20 protein-coding genes and 1 pseudogene are annotated in these 17,232 nt (G+C 60.5%); 6 read left to right on the top strand and 15 right to left on the bottom strand.

Features of this window, described 5'->3' with window-relative positions; genetic code table 11:
- Window positions 1-34: 34 nt before the first annotated feature.
- From AC0L2V_RS14050 to AC0L2V_RS14000, 11 genes and pseudogenes are all read right to left on the bottom strand, one after another.
- A complete protein-coding gene (locus AC0L2V_RS14050) occupies window positions 35-385 on the bottom strand; it encodes a MurR/RpiR family transcriptional regulator (RefSeq protein WP_473520381.1) in 351 nt (116 codons plus the stop codon).
- A 5-nt stretch (window positions 386-390) separates the two neighbouring features.
- On the bottom strand, window positions 391-1,215 hold the full coding sequence (locus tag AC0L2V_RS14045; protein ID WP_473520380.1) for a 3-methyl-2-oxobutanoate hydroxymethyltransferase: 825 nt from the start codon (window positions 1,213-1,215) through the stop codon (window positions 391-393).
- A 59-nt stretch (window positions 1,216-1,274) separates the two neighbouring features.
- Window positions 1,275-1,361 (bottom strand): annotated as a pseudogene (locus AC0L2V_RS14040) (hydroxypyruvate isomerase); the annotation flags it as partial.
- 5 nt (window positions 1,362-1,366) lie between these two features.
- Window positions 1,367-1,675 (bottom strand): MocE family 2Fe-2S type ferredoxin, encoded by a 309-nt coding sequence (locus AC0L2V_RS14035; RefSeq protein WP_473520379.1) that lies wholly within the window; start codon window positions 1,673-1,675, stop codon window positions 1,367-1,369.
- Between the two features lie 11 nt (window positions 1,676-1,686).
- A complete protein-coding gene (locus tag AC0L2V_RS14030; RefSeq protein ID WP_473520378.1) occupies window positions 1,687-2,646 on the bottom strand; it encodes a sugar phosphate isomerase/epimerase family protein in 960 nt (319 codons plus the stop codon).
- A complete protein-coding gene (locus AC0L2V_RS14025) occupies window positions 2,643-3,647 on the bottom strand; it encodes a Gfo/Idh/MocA family oxidoreductase (protein WP_473520377.1) in 1,005 nt (334 codons plus the stop codon). Before AC0L2V_RS14025 ends, AC0L2V_RS14030 begins: the two co-directional genes overlap by 4 nt.
- 138 nt (window positions 3,648-3,785) lie before the next feature.
- A complete protein-coding gene (locus AC0L2V_RS14020; RefSeq protein ID WP_287219718.1) occupies window positions 3,786-4,580 on the bottom strand; it encodes an ATP-binding cassette domain-containing protein in 795 nt (264 codons plus the stop codon).
- A 58-nt stretch (window positions 4,581-4,638) separates the two neighbouring features.
- On the bottom strand, window positions 4,639-5,661 hold the full coding sequence (locus AC0L2V_RS14015; protein ID WP_091597747.1) for an ABC transporter permease: 1,023 nt from the start codon (window positions 5,659-5,661) through the stop codon (window positions 4,639-4,641).
- Between the two features lie 9 nt (window positions 5,662-5,670).
- Window positions 5,671-6,606: an ABC transporter permease gene (locus tag AC0L2V_RS14010; RefSeq protein WP_473520443.1), complete on the bottom strand. Its 936-nt coding sequence runs from the start codon at window positions 6,604-6,606 to the stop codon at window positions 5,671-5,673.
- Between the two features lie 211 nt (window positions 6,607-6,817).
- Window positions 6,818-7,783 carry a sugar ABC transporter substrate-binding protein gene (locus AC0L2V_RS14005; protein WP_473520376.1) on the bottom strand — a complete coding sequence of 322 codons (966 nt, stop codon included), beginning with the start codon at window positions 7,781-7,783 and terminating at the stop codon, window positions 6,818-6,820.
- Window positions 7,784-7,881: 98 nt separating this feature from the next.
- Window positions 7,882-8,928, bottom strand: a complete 1,047-nt coding sequence (locus AC0L2V_RS14000) for a sterol desaturase family protein (RefSeq protein ID WP_473520375.1) — start codon at window positions 8,926-8,928, stop codon at window positions 7,882-7,884.
- 168 nt (window positions 8,929-9,096) lie between these two features.
- On the opposite strand from AC0L2V_RS14000, the gene AC0L2V_RS13995 reads away from it, so the two are divergent.
- Window positions 9,097-10,131 (top strand): LacI family DNA-binding transcriptional regulator, encoded by a 1,035-nt coding sequence (locus tag AC0L2V_RS13995; protein ID WP_473520374.1) that lies wholly within the window; start codon window positions 9,097-9,099, stop codon window positions 10,129-10,131.
- 163 nt (window positions 10,132-10,294) lie between these two features.
- Here the strand turns inward: AC0L2V_RS13995 and AC0L2V_RS13990 are convergent, their stop codons facing one another.
- Entirely contained in the window at window positions 10,295-10,450 is a 156-nt protein-coding gene (locus AC0L2V_RS13990; protein ID WP_084833633.1) for a YjiS-like domain-containing protein, read from the bottom strand.
- 235 nt (window positions 10,451-10,685) lie between these two features.
- On the opposite strand from AC0L2V_RS13990, the gene AC0L2V_RS13985 reads away from it, so the two are divergent.
- Window positions 10,686-11,555: a LysR family transcriptional regulator gene (locus AC0L2V_RS13985; protein WP_473520373.1), complete on the top strand. Its 870-nt coding sequence runs from the start codon at window positions 10,686-10,688 to the stop codon at window positions 11,553-11,555.
- A 21-nt stretch (window positions 11,556-11,576) separates the two neighbouring features.
- Here AC0L2V_RS13985 and AC0L2V_RS13980 read toward each other — a convergent pair whose 3' ends face one another.
- Window positions 11,577-11,831: a hypothetical protein gene (locus AC0L2V_RS13980; protein WP_473520372.1), complete on the bottom strand. Its 255-nt coding sequence runs from the start codon at window positions 11,829-11,831 to the stop codon at window positions 11,577-11,579.
- Window positions 11,832-11,862: 31 nt separating this feature from the next.
- Between AC0L2V_RS13980 and AC0L2V_RS13975 the strand changes: the two genes are divergently transcribed.
- Window positions 11,863-12,066, top strand: coding sequence for a DUF6074 family protein (locus AC0L2V_RS13975; protein WP_473520371.1), 204 nt, complete (start codon window positions 11,863-11,865; stop codon window positions 12,064-12,066).
- A 247-nt stretch (window positions 12,067-12,313) separates the two neighbouring features.
- Here the strand turns inward: AC0L2V_RS13975 and AC0L2V_RS13970 are convergent, their stop codons facing one another.
- Together AC0L2V_RS13970 and AC0L2V_RS13965 are read right to left on the bottom strand one after the other, a co-directional pair.
- Window positions 12,314-13,819, bottom strand: coding sequence for a calcium-binding protein (locus AC0L2V_RS13970; protein WP_473520370.1), 1,506 nt, complete (start codon window positions 13,817-13,819; stop codon window positions 12,314-12,316).
- A gap of 51 nt (window positions 13,820-13,870) precedes the next feature.
- Complete coding sequence (locus AC0L2V_RS13965; protein ID WP_473520449.1) at window positions 13,871-14,308, bottom strand: hypothetical protein; 438 nt, start codon at window positions 14,306-14,308, stop codon at window positions 13,871-13,873.
- 45 nt (window positions 14,309-14,353) lie between these two features.
- Here AC0L2V_RS13965 and AC0L2V_RS13960 point away from each other — a divergent pair, with 45 nt between their 5' ends.
- The 3 genes from AC0L2V_RS13960 to AC0L2V_RS13950 all read left to right on the top strand — a co-directional run bounded on the left by AC0L2V_RS13960 (window position 14,354) and on the right by AC0L2V_RS13950 (window position 17,230).
- A complete protein-coding gene (locus AC0L2V_RS13960) occupies window positions 14,354-15,493 on the top strand; it encodes a transporter substrate-binding domain-containing protein (protein ID WP_473520442.1) in 1,140 nt (379 codons plus the stop codon).
- Window positions 15,494-16,123 carry an ANTAR domain-containing response regulator gene (locus AC0L2V_RS13955; protein WP_292596107.1) on the top strand — a complete coding sequence of 210 codons (630 nt, stop codon included), beginning with the start codon at window positions 15,494-15,496 and terminating at the stop codon, window positions 16,121-16,123.
- A 261-nt stretch (window positions 16,124-16,384) separates the two neighbouring features.
- Entirely contained in the window at window positions 16,385-17,230 is an 846-nt protein-coding gene (locus AC0L2V_RS13950; protein WP_473520369.1) for a nitrilase family protein, read from the top strand.
- The last annotated feature ends 2 nt before the right edge of the window (window positions 17,231-17,232 follow it).

The following is a 17,232-nucleotide window of genomic DNA, read 5'->3' as shown; positions in this document are numbered from 1 at the left end:
GCAGGCAAGCGCCACTTTTATGCCATGGTCCTTCTCAGCAGTTCGCCTTCACGTGTTCTTCCTGAAGTTTGAATCGATGCAGAATATGATTTCGGAAGCTGCTCTGCATTTCCTCAAACGATCCAAACCCGAGACGCGATGCAAGTCGGGACACGGTCGCGGGTGATACATGGCATCGGCGCGCGATTGCGGCGGCATTTTCGAAAGCCACGTAATCCGGCTCCGCAAATATCACCCGGGCGACAGCCTCCGACTTCGCCGGAAGTGTCAGTTCCCTTTTGGCAATCAGCGCTTTGAGATCGTCAAGCGATGGCGCTCGTCGGTTGTCAACTGATACGCGCGGTCGACCGCATGTCGGTGAGGGACAAGATGGGCCCACAGACATAGTTCTCAACCTTTAACTATTTTCATGAAGATATCGAACTCGGCATCCACAATTGGAACCGTGTGCTCGCAACCGGGATATCTGCCTGAATCGACGTCTGCCTTGTAATCCTTAAAGGCAGCGACGCGCTCGTCCTGAATCTTCTCCAGCTCAGGGCCAAGGTTTCGATAAACTTTTCCGTGTCGCGGCTTATGGTTCTTGCCGTAACCGCAAACATCTTCTGTGAAGAGGTACTGCGCATCGGCATATTTGCCAGCGCCCATGCCTAGCATGACAAGCGAGGAGTTTTCGGTGAGGAATTTCGCGACGCGATCTGGGACGACTTCCAGTTCCGCGCCGAAGACTCCTATTTGCTCCAGCTTTTGGGTGTGTCGCCAAATGCACACTGCTTCGTCGGCGGTCTTGCCGACTGCGCGCCAACCCGTCCAGGTGATATAAGACGGCACCAGGCCGATATGGCCAACGACGGGAATGTAGTTGTCGCATAACGTCTTCTGGATGTCGTATGACGCCGCACAATAAAAGGCGTCGCCGCCCATGCCGGCAAAGTGGAACGCTGCACGCAGATAGTCCTCCGCTGTTGCGAGCGGGCGGCCCGCGAAACTCCCATAGCTGCCATATGGCAAACCGACTTGTACGAAACAATCGCCGGCTGCCTGGCGCATTTCCGGATCGAAATATCGACCTTCGATGGAGAGCATATGGATGCCGGCGGCGGCTGCGGCAGCCGCCTCATCCGGGGTGCTGACGAAGAGCATGGAGATTTTCTGTCCGCTCTTCTTCATCTTGCGGATGTCCTCGACATGAGGACGGTTATGATACATGCCCATAATCAGCCTCCGCAGGGGATCAGGCAGCCTTGTATGTCAAACAGCGCTTTGGCGATGAATGGCCAATTCATTTCGGCGCGCCAAGTAATCGGGCGATCGCGCCAGAGCATCTCGGCGCAGGCTGCAAGCTGGAACGGCTGGTCCATATGGCTCAGATCTCGATCATGATGCGGCCATTTTCGACCTTCGTTTTGTATGTCTTGAGATTCTCGCAAGCTGGCGGGGTCTCTACGTCCCCAGTCGTGAAGTCGAAGACGGATGCGTGTTTAGGACACTCCACTGTATTCCCCATTACGAGACCGTCAGCGAGGTGAATACTCTCGTGCGTGCAAAGCCCGTCGGTGCAGAAATATTCGTCCGCATCATTTCGAAAGATCGCAAAGGTGCGACCGCCATGATCGAAGCGCTTGGCTTCCTCGGCTTCGATGTCGTCGGCGGCACAGGCGTCGATCCAAGGCATGGAACCTTCCTTCAGATGGCTTGCGGTTTGTAGTCGGCGGGGGCGGACGGCATGACCCCCTGCAGTAGCGCCACGGACTTTTCGAGTCCCTCCAGGGAGTTCAGGAGCACGTCCTCATGCTCGATGGAAAGCCAGCCGTCATAGCCGGCCATCTTGAGGCGATAGCAGAATTGCCGCCACCACTCCTCGCCATGGCCGAAGCCAAGCGTGATGTAGCTCCATGACCGGGCCGGAAGATCCATCAGGCTGCCATTCTCGAGCAGAGATGTCGTCGCCTGCACTGGTGCGTTGAGCATCGTGTCCTTGGCATGAACGTGATAAACCGCCTCGCCCAACGATTGGGCCGCCGCCAGCGGGTCGGCACCCATCCAGAACAGATGCGAAGGGTCCAGATTCGCCCCTACGACCGGTCCGACCGCCTGTCGCAGCTTCAGAAGCGAGGGCACGTTGAAGACACACTGGTTGCCGTGGAGTTCAAGCGCGATGCGCTCCACGCCGTTCTCTTCAGCCAACGCCACGATCTCGGTCCAGAAGGGAATCAGCTTCTCTTCCCACTGGTATTTCAAAATGGCCTGTGTTTCCGGAGGCCACGACGAGACGACCCAGTTGGGCATGGTATCTGCAGCGTTGCCGGCCGGGAGGCCGCTCATGGTGCAGACCGTCCGGATGCCCATTTCGCCCGCGACGCGAATAGTGGTTTTCAGCCCTTCGCCCTGGGCCGGGTCGGTCGGGTGTAGCGGGTTGCCGTTTGCGTTGAGGCTGATGATTTCCAGGCCGCGCTCCTCGAACGCGCCAACGAAGCGCTTCTGGCCTTCCCTGTTGCCCAGCATGGGCGAAAGCCGAAAATGCGGCGCGGTGGACCAGCCACAGGTGTTTACCTCGACGCCGGAGACACCCATGCGCTTCGCATGATCCAGCATCGTTTCGAAGGGCAGGTTGCCGAGGCTGTCTGAAACGAAACCCAGCTTCACGTGTAAAACTCCGGCTTTGCAATCATTTGGACGGGTATGCGGCGGCCCTCGTGCAACGCCTTCACGCCCGCCTCGGCAACGACGGCGGCGCAATAACCGTCCCAGCAATTCGCAGCGGTTGCCGGGAACTCACCAGTCATGGCGAAGCGTAGGAAGTCGCGGTTCTGCCGACGGTAGGCATCGGCATAGCGGGTTCGCCAGTCGGCGTCGTAGCTCGTGCTCTGTGCAAGCGCAGAATCGATGCGAGTGTAGGCGACGTTGTTCATCGCAACGGTCCCCCGCTCGCCGATCAGCTCGGCACGGACATCGTAACCATAGGCGGCATTGTTGTTGATCTCGATGTTGACGAGTTGGCCATCGACCGTCTCCAGCACCATGAAGACAGGCGCGACTCGGGCATCTGAGCGCTTTGGCTGGAAGGCTGAGATCGACGCATATTCCGTCGAGAGCACATAGCGCACGACATCGAACTCGTGTGGAGCCGAATTGGTGATAGCCATAGCGCCGGTGAAATCTGCAGCCGGCGTTTCGACATTGCGGTGAAAATTGTGCATCATCAGGGGCTGGCCAAGGCGGCCGTCTGCGAGCGCCCGCTTAATCTCTTCGTAGGAGCGATCGTAGCGCCGCATGAAACCAAGCTGGACGAATTTCGCGCCCGACTTCTGTTCGGCCTCCATCACCGCTATACAGTCAGCGGACGCTTGCGAGAGGGGTTTTTCGCACAAGACACGCTTGCCGGCGGCAATGCAGGCCTTCGACAGCGGCGCATGCGTGGCGTCAGGGCTCGCCACGATGATTGCGTCCACGTCCTTCCGCGCAACAACGCCTTCTGGATCGGTGGAGATGTCGAGCGCACCAAAGGTGTCGGCCACAGTGCGGGCACGCGCCTCATCCCTATCGCACACCAGCTGAAGGCTTGCTCCGGGAAGGTCTTCCGCCACTATCCTGGCGTGGTCGGCGCCCATCACACCGGCACCGATCACAGCAATCCGTATTGTCATATTTCTTCTGCTTTGTTCGACGTGAAGTGGCTAGTGGCGCCAAGGGTCATCAGGGCCGGTCGACGGCAGAGGTTTCCCGAGGAAAACGATCGAGCCGCCCGCCGATCCAGCTCGAAAGACGGCGCATTGTCATTGTGATCATGCATGCAATTCATGCTCGATTTCCGCCTCGAGGTCAGCCATGGTTTCACCGCCGGCCATCAGGTCGGTGATCTCCTCGCGGGTCTTCTCGCGCTTCCGGAAATCGGCGGCGATCGCACCGCGAATGAGGACGGCGAAATGGTCTCCCACCGCCATCGCGTGCATCACCTGGTGGGTGATGAAGACGACCGCGAGACCGCGCCGCTTGGCTTCATTGACGATGCGCAGCACGTGAGCTGCCTGCTTGACGCCGAGCGCTGCCGTCGGCTCATCGAGGATCAGAACACGAGCGCCGAAATGCACGGCGCGGGCAATGGCCAAAGACTGGCGTTCGCCGCCTGACAGGCCACCGACCAGCCGGTCGCCGTCGTCGATACGCGTGATGCCGAAATCCCGCACCGCTTTCACCGCGATCTCGTTGGCGCGCTTGCGGTCGTAGATCTTGAACGGACCCCAACCCTTTGTCGGCTCCAACCCAACGAAGAAGGAGCGGCCAATGCTCATTAAGGGGAACGTTCCGCCGAACTGGTGCACGGTGGCAATGCCCCGCTCCTGCGCAGCGCTCGGACGGTCGAAGCTGACCGCCTTTCCGTCCATCAGGATCTCGCCGCTGGTCGGTTTGTGGACGCCTGCCAACACCTTGATGAGAGTGGACTTCCCGGCGCCGTTGTCGCCGAGGAGACACAAGACCTCACCCCGGCGAATTTGCAGCGAGATGTTATGCAACACGTCGATCGGGCCGAAAGACTTGTTGACATTTTTCAGTTCGAGAATGGCAGGTTTTTCGCTCATGATTGTCGCATCTTTCGTTCTTCCAAGCAGTCGCTGATCGCAACTGCAGCCGCATCGCTCAGTGCTGTATGGGTGCCCTCGGCACGCTTTGTTTTGAACCTCGCCAATAAGACAGAGCCAGTTCCCGGAATGCCTGATTCATCAGAACCGCCGTCAAAAGCATCACGCCGATGATCAGGTTCGACCAGTTCCGGTCGATCTGGGTGAAGTAGATGCCCTGGCTGACAATGGCGAACGTGATGGTACCGACGAAGATGCCGATGACCGAGCCGAACCCTCCCGTGAGCAGCACGCCGCCGACCACCACGGACACGATCGCGTTGAAGATGAAGTTCATTCCGCCGGAAACCTGGGCCGAGTTGAACAGGATCGCCTGGCACATGCCAACGAATGTGGCGCTAACGGCGGACAGCACGAACAGTGCGATGGTCATGCGGTTTGTCGGTATGCCTGCATTGCGGGCGCTGACGCGATCGCCGCCCATTGCAAACAGCCAGTTGCCATAGCGGGTCTTGTGCAGCACGAAGCCAATGATGACAGCGAACACCACCCACCAGACGATGATGACCTGATGGCTTCCACCGATAAGCTGTCCGAACAGGAATTTGGCCCATTCGGGAGCGGTGACGGCAACGCTGGCGTTGCCAGTTAACAACACGGAGCCACTGAGCACCAAGCCCTGCATCGCAACCAGGGTGGCGAGCGTGATGATCAACGAAGGCACCGAGGTGCGGATCGTCAGCAAACCATTGACGAGGCCGACCGCCACGCCGACCGCCAGGGCGCCGGCCATGCCTACCGCGATGGGCAGGTCATAGTAGCCGCTAAGGATGGCGGTGGTCATAGAGCCCGCGGGGATCAATGCGCCGATGGAGATGTCGAGTTCACCCGAGATCATCAGCAGACCGACCGGAATGGCGACAATGCCGAGATTGGCGGCGAAATTCACCCAGCTCGCCGCGCCAAGGAGTGTGCCCAGGTCCACGCCACCGAAAAACACGAAGAACAGCACCACCCCGATCAGGCTGAGGATCGAGCCGGCTTCCGGGCGGCGCAACAAGGATTTGATTGCCTCAGTCATGGCGGTCCCTCAAGCCTTCTTCGATGAGTAGCTGAGCGCCAGCTGCCGAAAGGTGTCGTTGGTGAGCACGGCGATCAGGAGAAGCGCGCCGATGATGACGCTTCCCATGTTGGGATCGATACCCGTGAAGTAGATGCCCTGGTTTACGATGGAGAAGGTGATCGTGCCGAACACGATACCTACGACCGAGCCAAATCCGCCGGTAAGCAGAACGCCCCCGATGACCACGCACATGATCGAATTGAAGATGAAGGACTGCCCAGCCAGAACCTGAGAGCTCTGGTAAACCATCACCTGGCTGACTCCGATGAACGCGGCGGAAAACCCCGAAAGCATGAATAGACCGATGGTAAGCCGTTTGGTGGGGATGCCCGCGTTGCGCGCGCTCTCCTTGTCGCCCCCGAGTGCATAGATCCAGTTGCCCACGGGCGAAATGTGGAGGAGCCAGAGAAGGGCGGCGATGTAGACGAGCCACCAGAGAATCGTCACTTGGAACATGCCCCCGAGATATTGGCCGAGAAGCATCTTCGTGAGTTCGTCGGGTACCAGCGAGACACCGGTGCTGCCGGCGATCATCACCGTAAGACCCAGCGTCAGGCCCATTGTGCCGAACATCGTTCCTATTGTGATTATCAGCGACGGGATCGTGGTTCGCGTGACGAACACGCCGTTGATCAAGCCGATGGCGAGACCGAGCCCAAGCGCGGCCGTGATGCCGAGCCAATCAGGCAGGCCATAGTAGCCGGATATGATCGCAGCCGTTAGGGAGGCCGCGGGAATCACGGCGCCGACCGAGATGTCCAGCTCACCAGCGATCATCAGCAGCCCTATCGGCAGAGCGATGATGCCGATCTCGGAGGCGATGCTCAGCCAACTGGCCGTACCGGCTGCTGACAAAAAGCCACTGCCTCCGAATATGGCGAAGAACAGAAAGACTGCGACCATGCCCAGGAACGAGCCCGTCTCGGGCCGCCGCGCGAGACGACCCAGGGCCAGTCCAGAACCGCCGCGGTTTGCCAACGGCGTTGGGGTGGATGTCACGGGATGTGCCGTCATCATGGGTAATCCGCGAGTTATCGAGCGCCAAAATTGCGGTCGCTATGGAAGTACAAAGAACTGACCGCCCGCCTCACAAGGCGGGCGGTCGTAAGGACACCTAGCGCGCGCCGGCCTTCACGCCGGCAATGGTCAGCTCGACAGTGTTCTTGTCGATGATACCAGGACCGGTGAGGATCTCGCGCGTCGGCACAGTCAGCCCGTAGTTTATCTTGCCATTCAAGATCGAGACGGCGAGGTAGCCTTGCCAGTAGCCCTGCTGGTCGATCGCGCAGGCCTGCTTCCCATCTCTGATGTTGTTCAGGATGGTCTCGTCAAAGTTGATGCCGCACAGCTGAACCTGCCCGGCCTTGCCGGCCTGGGTGAGGCCGTTCATGGCCGAATTGGCGTCGACATTGCCGATGGTGAACACAGCGGTCACGTCTTGATGCTGCAGAAGATAGGCCTTCACCGCCTGCGCTACTGCTGTTGCCGAGCCGAAAGAGGTGGCTGGCAACGGCAACACATCGGCCTCGCCGCCGCCATTCTTCATCCCCTCCTTGAAGCCACCACAATAGGCCTCGATATTGGCCGCACCCGGCAGTGTGTTGATGCAGACGCCTTTCTTGTTGCCGGCCTTGGCGAGATACTCGCCGCCGGCGACGCCGCCCTTGTAGTCGTCCGAGCCGACATAGTTCATGGCGCCGAGGCGATCTGCCGCCTGCAAACCGCCGGCATTGTAGATGACAAGCGGGATGCCAGCGTCCACAACCGCCTTGAACGCCGGATCCATGGCTTCCGGCACCCAGTCAGGACCGACAATGGCGTCGGCCTTCTGGTCGATGGCTTGGCGGATCAGTTCGGCCGCGTCCACACCCAGATTGTCGTAGTTCTGCGGCCCGAGCCAGGTGACTTTACCGCCTTGAGCTTCAACGACCTTCCCGGCGTCTTCGGCACCACGCTTGACGATCGACCAGAATGGATCGTCCGGCTTGCCGCCGATAACGAAGATGTCGGCGGCGAGCGTCACGCCGGTGCTGAATGCGGTAAGCACCGTTGCCGACACGAGCGTCTTGAAAAGTTTCATGGTCTTCCTCCCAGGTTGACCCGCCCCGCGGGTTTGAAAAAACATGGCCGATCCGCTCACCCTCCTCCGGGCACACAAAGCGAAACAGCGACTGTTGATTACTCTGCCGGCATGTCAGAGGCCCTGCCGTCGGGGGCTTCCTGCTTGGCGCGGAGCTTTTCTTTCTTCTTGCGAAAGCGCGCCTTCATAGCCTCGTCGGCCTCCTTGCTTCCGTCGTGCCAAGTGCCGAAAAGCTTATCGAGAGGGACCAGACCGTCACCGCCGTAGTTCACCTCGAAATACTTGTGGTGCAGGTAGTGGACGTAGGAATGGCTATCGAGCTTGACCTTGTCGGTAAGTTCGAAGGTCTCAAACCCAAGATGGCCATTCACCGCTCCGAAGCCGGCCCCATGCAGCGTGAAGTACGCGCAGACCGGGTTGGATGGGATCAGCAGGTGCAGCCAGGCTTCGGCATGGTAGAGGAACCCTTCCACCGGATGCATGGACAGCGACGACCACGGACTGGGGTTGATCGAGTTGTGGTGAACCGAGTGCACCCATTTGTAGAGCGGCTGCCAATGGATGGCGCGGTGCAGGAAGAAGAAATAGATCTCGTGCACGGCCGGCGCGATGATGACGAGGAACGATAGGTAAAGCCAATTCGTCGTCCAGGGCAGCCAGACCGCCCAGCTATTGGCGTAGGCCCAAAGCATCACGATTTCGACCACGGTCCACAGCGGTATGGTGATGAAAAACGATCGGCCGAAATTGTCGATATTCTGGCTCTGAAACCAGAAGACGTCGGACGGCGCGTCGGAGGGGAATTTTGGATTATACTTGAAGCGCGTCTCTTGCTTGCGCTGGATGTAATAGCGCAGCTCAAAGAACCCGTAGAAGAGAAAAATGCCCCCCGCGTTCAGGCCGTAAAGCCAAAGGTAGTTGAGCAGCGAAAAGGAAGCCAGGCTGTCCCAGCTCGGAATGAGCAAGTTGACCCAAATGATTGCCGTGGCCATGTGGAACGCGTTCCAAGGCCACAGAAACTCGGGAATCCAAGCTAGTACCTTCTTGGCGTTGAACGGGCGATGCCAGATCGGCACCGGTTCGGCGCGGCGGCGCGGGACCCAGTTTCCGCGTTTGTCGCGCGTTCCATACTGAAGGTCATCCATCTGAACAGCGCCTCCTGGCCGACCAATCCCGGTTTGCCTTCACCCGATTGGCCTCAACGGAGGCGATTCATATCGGAGGCTTGATATCGTCGGAACACAAAAATAGTATTGAGGTTGCATTTGTATCATAATGTCTCACTCATGATGATACAGTAGAGGGACGGTTCTATGAGGCGACCGACGATTCGCGACCTCGCTCAAACCGCTGGCGTATCAGTGGCCACCGTGAACAGAATCCTCAGCGGCACTGTTTCCGTTCGCCCAAAAACCGTGCAACGAGTACAAAGCGCAGCCGAAGAAATCGGGTTCTATGGGATCGGAGCGATCGACGACCGAGCCAAGAAACTATCGCCCCATCACCGATTTGGTTTCCTGCTGCAGCAATCTACCCGTGAACTCTACCAACTGTTCGGAAAGAAAATCATCGCAGCCTGTCGCGATCGTCGCGACGAGGTGGTCGAGGCTGTCGTCGAGTTTGTCGATCTACTGACGCCGGAGACTATCTCTAGCCGCCTCATCGCGCTTGGCGACACTTGCGACGCAGTCGCGGTGGTTGCCGCAGATCACCCAATCATAGGTCAGGCCATCCGTTCACTGAAGGAAATGGGGAAGCCCGTTGTTGCTTATATTACTGACCAATCCGCGCCGGAACGGGCAGCGTACGTGGGCACGGACAACTGGAAGCTGGGACGCACAGCGGCATTCTTGGTTGCGCAAACCACCCAAGGTCCAGGGCGCATTGCGGTTTTCATAGGCAATCACCGGTATCAATGCCAAGACGTCTCAGACGCCAGCTTCCGTTCGTACTTGCGCGAACACGCTCCGCGGCTCGCAGTGGAAGAAAGTCGCCCTACTCGTGAGGAATCGAGTGAAGCTTATCGTATGGTAGCCGAGCTCCTGAAGACGACTGATGACCTTGTGGGAATTCTGATCGTCGGTGGTGGAATAACCGGGGTGCTCCGTGCGCTGCGAGAGGTCCCTGCCGAAAGGCGAGCGGGAATCAAGCTGGTTTGCCGTGACATTGGCCCCGAGACGCGAAAAGGCTTGTCCGAGGGAATGATCACCGCAGCGCTTTGTCATCCACTCGAGGCGACCTCGGCCCTCCTTGTGCAGACGATGATTGACGTGATTGGACCGCAAGCACCGGTCGCGACCCTTCAGCGGTCCATACCTTTTGAAATAGTCACGCCGGAAAACATCTGACGCATTTATCTCGGCGATGCCTCAGAGGGATGCTAGTCGGAACACCCGCGCGCCGATGTCATAGGCCATCGCCAGCGCGCGGCGCCACCGCCGCCCAGGTGCCGATCCCGATGCGCGGTACCGAGCGGCCATCCCAAAGCTCCATCATCTCATACCCGCCTCCTCAACGACGCAGGCTGGCGTGGCGGGCATGCTCGCGGATCTCTTCGCGAGAAATGCCAGCATCCGCCAGTGTGCTGTCTGGGGCCTGCCTCAAGCTCGCAAGCGTCTGGCGATAGGCCAGCCAGCGGGCGAAACGGTGTCGAAGTTTATCGAACATGATCGTCTCCTTTGGCGCGCAGAATGGCCGCGCGCTGGGGTTGGTCGAAAACGCAAAGCATCTGCGCGAAGCGCATGCGCGTTTCGCAAGGATTCGCTGACTTCTTGGCCAGCCGAGGCGCTTGTCACTGTCGCTCCAGGCAGGATTGTTCAACTCCTTCAATGCCTGCATACTTGCGCGTGATGCCCGCTTCGCGCTACAGCCACGCTCGCAAGGAGTTTTTCATTTCTGCAAAATGAATATCGACTGGGACGATCTGAGGCTGTTTCTCGACGTTGCGCGGCTGGGTGGCTTGAGCGCAGCGACGGGAACCACGCGCCTCAGCGCAGCCACCCTTGGACGTCGCGTCACCGCGCTCGAAAAGCAGATCGGCGAACCGCTGTTCGTGCGCCAGCAGACAGGCTACCGGCTGACCCCGGTCGGTGAAGAACTGCTGCGGCGCGCCGAAGACGTCGAGGCAGCAATGCAGTCGCTGACCCGCTGGCGCGAGGGGAACCTGCCCGACCGCATTGTCCGCGTCTCGGCCGGGCCATGGACCTCAGCCTTCGTTTCCGCCCATATCGGCGAGATCTGGACGGTCGATGACGGCATAAGGGTGGAGCTCGTCACCACCACCGACCGCGTCGACATCGGCCGCCGTGCCGCCGACATCGGCATCCGCGGCGAGCGCCCGACCGAACAGTGGTTGGCCGGCCGTCAGAGCGGCAAGATCGCCTACGCCATTTATTCCGGACGCCACCTGATCAACGGCATCGCCGCCGGGTTGTTCGTCGGCGTCACCGGCGAAGCGGCAAACATTGCCTCGGCGCGCTGGCTGCAAGCCCATCACGGCGACCGCATCGCCGTGCGCGGCAACAACACCCATTCGGTGCGCGAACTGGTCGCCGCCGGCGCCGGCCTTTCGATCTTTCCGTGCTTCGTCGGTGACAGCGATCCGCGGCTGGTCCGCGTCGCTCAGCCTATCCCCGAACTCGAAACCGACCAATGGATCGTCAGCCATCACGAGGAACGTCACGCGCCGCCGGTGCGAAAAGTCGCCGACCGGATTACCGCCTTGATGCGGGCGCACCAGCCGCTGTTTCGCGGCGAGACGCCGATCCGGTAAGCCTAAGGCGTCGATCGGCCGTCAACTGAGCCGCATGCTGGCACTCATGCCGGACTCCTGCGCCGTCAGGGCTAGGCCGTAGTACTTCAACAGGGACTCGAACTCGCCATGCCGCTGCGTCCAGCCGCTATTCGCGGCACCGACCATCGACCCCAGCGGACGCATTGTTCCATGGCTGACCACCGTCAAAAAAGCGCTGTTAACCAAATTTTCTAACCCGCCAATGCTTATTCGCGCGACTGAAGGGGTGAGGTGATCGATGTGCGATTCGAACATAAGCGCATTTCCGCTGCATCGGCGGCGAAAATTGGTCGAAGGGATCGCCCTGGTCCTGGAGTCCAAGAACGGGGAGGACGCGAACGCCTTCTGGCGCAACACCGCCAAGGCAATTCTCGTTCAATTATCCGAATCAGGAATTGCACCCGGGCTGGCCGAACAGGAAGTCGGAACGCTTCTTCATGCTGTCTTGGATGATATAGCCACCCGCAGTGCGGCGAAACTAGCACGATAGCATTGGCTGGCTCACGACGATGGGTTGCCGCGTGGCACCACTGCATCCGTCAAATGCAAGGTTTTTCAATGCGGATGAAATGATAGCCGCGTTCGTCGAAATCATGCCTCACCGTTGCAGACATCAGCCAGTCGGGTCATGAAGGGCTCGGATGAGCCCTGACGCCCCCTACTGCGCAATCGGGGAGGAAATCCTGCGCATGGGCGCGATCACGCCCGGTCTATGTAGCTGCCCCCACCATGCGCGCCTATAACACGAAGAACTCGTCCACTGTGAGGAATGTGCTCGGGTCCAGGGCGGCAAACTTGACAGTCGCCGCGCCTCCTGCTCCGTCCACATCGAACAGCAGATCGCCGGTCTCCTTGTCGTAAATGATGTGGTCGTTGTCATCGATGGCGTGCTTGCCGACGATGAAAACCGCAGCGGAAAGCGAGCCGGCCGACAGCCCGACGAATGCGGAGCTGTCCAGCCAGAACACATCGTCGAGCGCATTGAAGTCTTCTATCCTGTCGTAGTTCGCCGGCCCAAGTGCGTCGAACACGAAGACATCCCTGCCCCCCTCGCCGGCCAGCCGGTCGCGGCCGGCGCCGCCATTGAGGATGTCGTCGCCAGCACCACCTCGCATGTCGTCGGAGCCGGCGCCGCCGTCGAGGACGTCGTTGCCAGTGTCACCGCGGACGCCGTCTGCGCCCTCACCACCGCTGATCTCGTCATCGCCACCGCCGCCCTTCAGCCAATCGGTGCCCGCGCCTCCAATGATGTCGTCGGCGCCCGCGCCGCCGAACAGCTGGTCGTGGCCGGCACCGCCGTCGAGCGTATCGTTGAACGGGGTGCCGCTGATGCGGTCGCCCCCGCCCAGCGCGGCGACGAGCACGGCATGATCATGGCTTGCGTAGCTCGCGATGTTTTTGGCCTCGGTCAGGGTAATGGATTCGGCCGGCGGAGTGACGGTGATCGTAATCGTCGCCACATTGCTGTGGCCCTGGCCGTCCGTAGCGTAAACCGTAAAGCTGTCGGTGCCGATGAACCCTGCCTCCGGTGTGTAATCGAACAGGTTTCCGCTCAGAAAATCCGCATGATAGTGCAGGGTAGTGCCATAATGACCCTGGTGAAACGGGTAGTAGTTACCGTCGAAACTCGTCTCCTGCTCCAGGGTGCCGCTGTCCGGCCCGTCCAAGACGATAAAGTTCAAGAGATCGTAGTCGGCATCTGTCGCGCTGAACTTGACGTCGTCGAGAGATTGCGCCTGCGAAATCGACAAGTCCAGGTCGGCAACGGTGGGCGCGTGATTAACGAAGGTGTCGGACTGAAGCACGCCCCCTTTCAAGATGATCTGGTGCTGACCGTATTGGGTGTTTTCGCCGCCGAAATATTCGTTCGCCCCGATCCATGTCACCGTGAGGTCGTCGGGGCTGTCGGCGCTGATCGAGACGATCCGGACCGACTGGAAAGCCGCCTGGTCGGACACGGTGCGGAGAAAATTGCCTTCGTTGTCGAAGACCTGCGTTTCCACTGTCGTCCAGGTTTCGGTCCTGCCCTCGTGGGTGAAGCTGGTGATGGTGAAGAAGCCATCGAAGACATCGACCGAAGCTAGTTCGATCCCACCGTAAGGGAAATCCGGCTTTGCGCCTATCGGTCCGATTACGTCGCCGTCTGTTTCCGTAATGCTGAAAAGGACCGAGTCAGGGGTCGGATTGGGATTCTCTGGTTCGTTCCATACGATGAGTTCACTGCCATTGCTTAAGGTCGGCATCCTGTCTCTTCCTTGCCTTTGCGCCTGGACGTGCTGCGGATGCCCCCAATTCTAACAGTAACATGTTGCGCGAGACGGATCGGTGACAAACCCAACCGCCTTTCTCCTTCTTCGAATGTGGTTAATTCGGTGATCATGCCGAACTGTCTGATTGGATTCGGCAATGGGCCGACGCTGGTGAAATCCAGTCGGCGATGCGGCGAGCCGACGAGGTGCGGTCGTGCTGGGCATCAGGCACTGCGGACCCGAAGCGATCTGATCGACCTTTTGCGTCGAGCCCATTTGTACCACCCAGGCCAACATACGGATGGAGCCAACCGTGGCCTCACCGATGTCGCCATGCTCAACGGCACCAATACATCTGAAGTAAGCCGCCTCCTGCTCTTCGCTTTCCTGCCCCGAAAGTTGCGGCCAGCATCGTCGCAGCATGCTGGCACTCGTGCCCCGGCCGGGCTCCAGCGCCACTCCAGCCCCGATGGCGATTGCCATGACGCCTCGCGTGCAATAGGCCTTTGCCGGAAAAGGCCAGGGAGGATTGCCGTGAGAGAACCAGCCGGGACATGGCGCGTCGGCATCCTTTTTTCGCGCAGCGGCATCACCTCGGTCACCGAAAGCGAGCACTTCTATGGAACCGCGCTCGCCATCGAGGAGATCAATGCCGGCGGCGGCGTGCTGGGGCGGCAGATCGAGCCGATCGCCTACGATCCTGGCAGCGACCCCGAGGCGTTCCGCTCGCTGGCCCGCAAGCTTCTGACCGAAGACGATGTCAACGTCATCTTCGGCTGCTCGATGTCGGGCAGCCGCAAGGCGGTGCTGCCGATCGTCGAGCGCTACAACGGCCTGCTCTGGTACCCGTCGATCTACGAAGGATTCGAATATTCGGAAAACGTCCTCTACACCGGCGCCACCCTCAACCAGAATACCTTCGCACTAGCCGACTTCATCCTGCAGCGTTACGGACCGCGCGTCTTCATGGCCGGGTCCGACTACATCTATCCGCATGAATCCAACCGGGTGATGCGCGACCTCCTGGAATGCAAGGGCGGCACCATCGTCGAGGAACAGTATGTGCCGCTCGACGCCGATGAACGCCGCATGCGCCGGCTGATGGCCGACATCGAGAAGGCCGCGCCGAACGCCGTCTTCTCGACCGTCATCGGCCGCAGCGCACAGATCCTCTACAGGCTCTATGCTGAAGCCGGCATCGACCGGACACGGCGGCCGATCGCCAGCCTGACCCTCGCCGAAGGCGAGATTCGCGTGATCGGCGCCGAGCACTGCACCGGGCATGTGCTGGCCGCCCCCTATCTGGCGAGCGTCGACAGCGGCGAGAACCAGCGCTTCGTCGGTGAGCTCGCTCGCCGCTTCGGCGATCGCACGACGGCGACCATGTGGTCGCAGACGGCGTATACGCAGGTCCACCTGTTCGCCCGCGCGCTGGAAAAGGCCGGAACCCTCGACACGTACCGCCTCGGCCAGGCGGCGCTTGAGGTCGACTATGCGTCGCCGGAGGGCAGGATGATGTTCGACCAGGAAAACCGCCACGTCTGGTCGACGCCACGCATCGGCATCGCCAACGCCACCGGGCAGTTCGACATCGCCTGGCAGTCGCAGGTCGCGATCCGGCCAGACCCCTATCTTGCTGCGACCCATTTCGAAGAGCCGTGGCTCTAGATGACGGCGACGCTCAAACGCATCCTTAGCGATCTCCGGCAGGCGAAGATCCTCGTCGTGCACCCGAAGGACGAGGATGGCGCCGCCCTCGTCGACCACCTCAGGCGCCTTGGCTGCGAAGTCAGGGCGGCGTGGCCGCCGCCGGCCTCGATCCCGGCCGACATCGACACGGTGTTCGTGCAGGTCGGCGAGGCGCCGACCGACGCGATGGTGTCGCTCATCGAGGGCGCCAACGCCGCCGTGGTCGCCATCGTCACCTATGAAAGCCCGACCTCGATCAAAGCGATCATCGACCTCAACGCCCATGGCGTCATCACCAAGCCGCTCAGGCAGTTGGGCGTGCTGACGCAGTTTGCACTGGCCCGCTACCGCTACGGCTACGAAGGGCGGCTGGCCAACAAGGTGCGCAAGCTGGAGGATACGCTGAAGGGACGCCGGACGATCGAGAAGGCGGTCAAGGTGCTGGTCGAGATGAACGGCGTCGATGAGGAAACCGCCTACAAGCTGATCCGCGACCAGGCGACATCGAAGCGGGTGGCCCTGGTTTCGGTGGCCGAAGGCATCCTCGCCGCGCAGGAGGCGATGCGGACTTTCGGCTTCGGGATTTCCGCGCCAGGCAATCAGAAATAGCCGGACAGCCGACAGCCCGACAAGATTATCGCATCAGAAAGTTCTTACAACCATCTGATTTTATTCCTCTAAACAGCCACTTCCTTGCGCGGCAGACTGCCGGGCTCTTTGGCCCTTGACGCGGCCTCCCGGCTGTGCAACTTCTTAAAGCACGAGCAGGTTTGCTCATCGGCAGGAGTGCCGTTTCACATTGATGGCTATGTAGCCCTTGGCTCGCGGATGATGTCCGCGCCAGGGGTTTTTTGCGTTTGGAGACTGGACTTGGCAATATCTGAGCAAGCTTCCGCGGACCTCCGTCTGGCCTGCATCCAGTTCCAGCCGGCCGTCGGCCGGTTGGACGATAATCTCAAGTCGATGGAGCGGCTGATCCGCCAGGCCGCCGGGCTCGGCGCAACGGTGGTGGTGCTGCCGGAACTCGCCGACAGCGGCTATGTCTTCGACAGCCAGGAAGAGTTGGCCGCAATCGCCGCCCCCATCCCTGCCGGACGCAGTGCCGTGCTGCTATGCTCGCTAGCCTATGAACTCGGAATGCACATCGTCAGCGGCCTTGCCGAGCGCGATGGCGACCGGTTCTTCAACGCAGCCATGCTGTGCGGGCCGTCCGGCCCTATCGGCACCTACCGCAAGCTGCATCTGTGGAACCGGGAGAAGCTCTATTTCCAGCCGGGCAATCTCGGCCTGCCGGTGTTCGATACGGCGATCGGCAGGATCGGCGTGGCGATCTGCTACGATGGCTGGTTCCCCGAGACCTACCGGCAGCTGGCGCTGCAGGGTGCAGAGCTGGTCTGCGTTCCCACCAACTGGGTGCCGATGCCCGGCCAGGGCCATCACCTCGAACCGATGGCCAACATCCTGCACAAGGCGGCCGCCCACAGCAACGGCATCTACATCGCCTGCGCCGACCGCGTCGGCACCGAGCGCGGCCAGCCCTTTGTCGGCCGGAGCCTGATCGTCGGGCCGACCGGCTGGCCGATCGCCGGCCCGGCCAGCGAGCAGGACGAGGAAATCCTCATCGCCACGATCAGGCTCGGCGACGTCGCCAGGAGCCGGGCGCTGAGCGAGCGTAACGACGCTATCGGCGACCGCCGCACCGACGTCTACGGATAACC

Source organism: Mesorhizobium sp. WSM4814 (assembly GCF_055811595.1).
Note: the sequence above shows the minus strand (reverse complement) of the source record. Positions and strands in the feature narration are given on the sequence as shown.

Coding starts and splice junctions, on each gene's coding strand:
- AC0L2V_RS14050 (WP_473520381.1), bottom strand. CDS start 385: ATGTCTGTGGGCCCATCTTGTCCCTCACCGACATGCGGTCGACCGCGC.
- AC0L2V_RS14045 (WP_473520380.1), bottom strand. CDS start 1,215: ATGGGCATGTATCATAACCGTCCTCATGTCGAGGACATCCGCAAGATG.
- AC0L2V_RS14035 (WP_473520379.1), bottom strand. CDS start 1,675: ATGCCTTGGATCGACGCCTGTGCCGCCGACGACATCGAAGCCGAGGAA.
- AC0L2V_RS14025 (WP_473520377.1), bottom strand. CDS start 3,647: ATGACAATACGGATTGCTGTGATCGGTGCCGGTGTGATGGGCGCCGAC.
- AC0L2V_RS14020 (WP_287219718.1), bottom strand. CDS start 4,580: ATGAGCGAAAAACCTGCCATTCTCGAACTGAAAAATGTCAACAAGTCT.
- AC0L2V_RS14015 (WP_091597747.1), bottom strand. CDS start 5,661: ATGACTGAGGCAATCAAATCCTTGTTGCGCCGCCCGGAAGCCGGCTCG.
- AC0L2V_RS14010 (WP_473520443.1), bottom strand. CDS start 6,606: ATGGTCGCAGTCTTTCTGTTCTTCGCCATATTCGGAGGCAGTGGCTTT.
- AC0L2V_RS14005 (WP_473520376.1), bottom strand. CDS start 7,783: ATGAAACTTTTCAAGACGCTCGTGTCGGCAACGGTGCTTACCGCATTC.
- AC0L2V_RS14000 (WP_473520375.1), bottom strand. CDS start 8,928: ATGGATGACCTTCAGTATGGAACGCGCGACAAACGCGGAAACTGGGTC.
- AC0L2V_RS13995 (WP_473520374.1), top strand. CDS start 9,097: ATGAGGCGACCGACGATTCGCGACCTCGCTCAAACCGCTGGCGTATCA.
- AC0L2V_RS13990 (WP_084833633.1), bottom strand. CDS start 10,450: ATGTTCGATAAACTTCGACACCGTTTCGCCCGCTGGCTGGCCTATCGC.
- AC0L2V_RS13985 (WP_473520373.1), top strand. CDS start 10,686: ATGAATATCGACTGGGACGATCTGAGGCTGTTTCTCGACGTTGCGCGG.
- AC0L2V_RS13980 (WP_473520372.1), bottom strand. CDS start 11,831: ATGTTCGAATCGCACATCGATCACCTCACCCCTTCAGTCGCGCGAATA.
- AC0L2V_RS13970 (WP_473520370.1), bottom strand. CDS start 13,819: ATGCCGACCTTAAGCAATGGCAGTGAACTCATCGTATGGAACGAACCA.
- AC0L2V_RS13965 (WP_473520449.1), bottom strand. CDS start 14,308: ATGGCAATCGCCATCGGGGCTGGAGTGGCGCTGGAGCCCGGCCGGGGC.
- AC0L2V_RS13955 (WP_292596107.1), top strand. CDS start 15,494: ATGACGGCGACGCTCAAACGCATCCTTAGCGATCTCCGGCAGGCGAAG.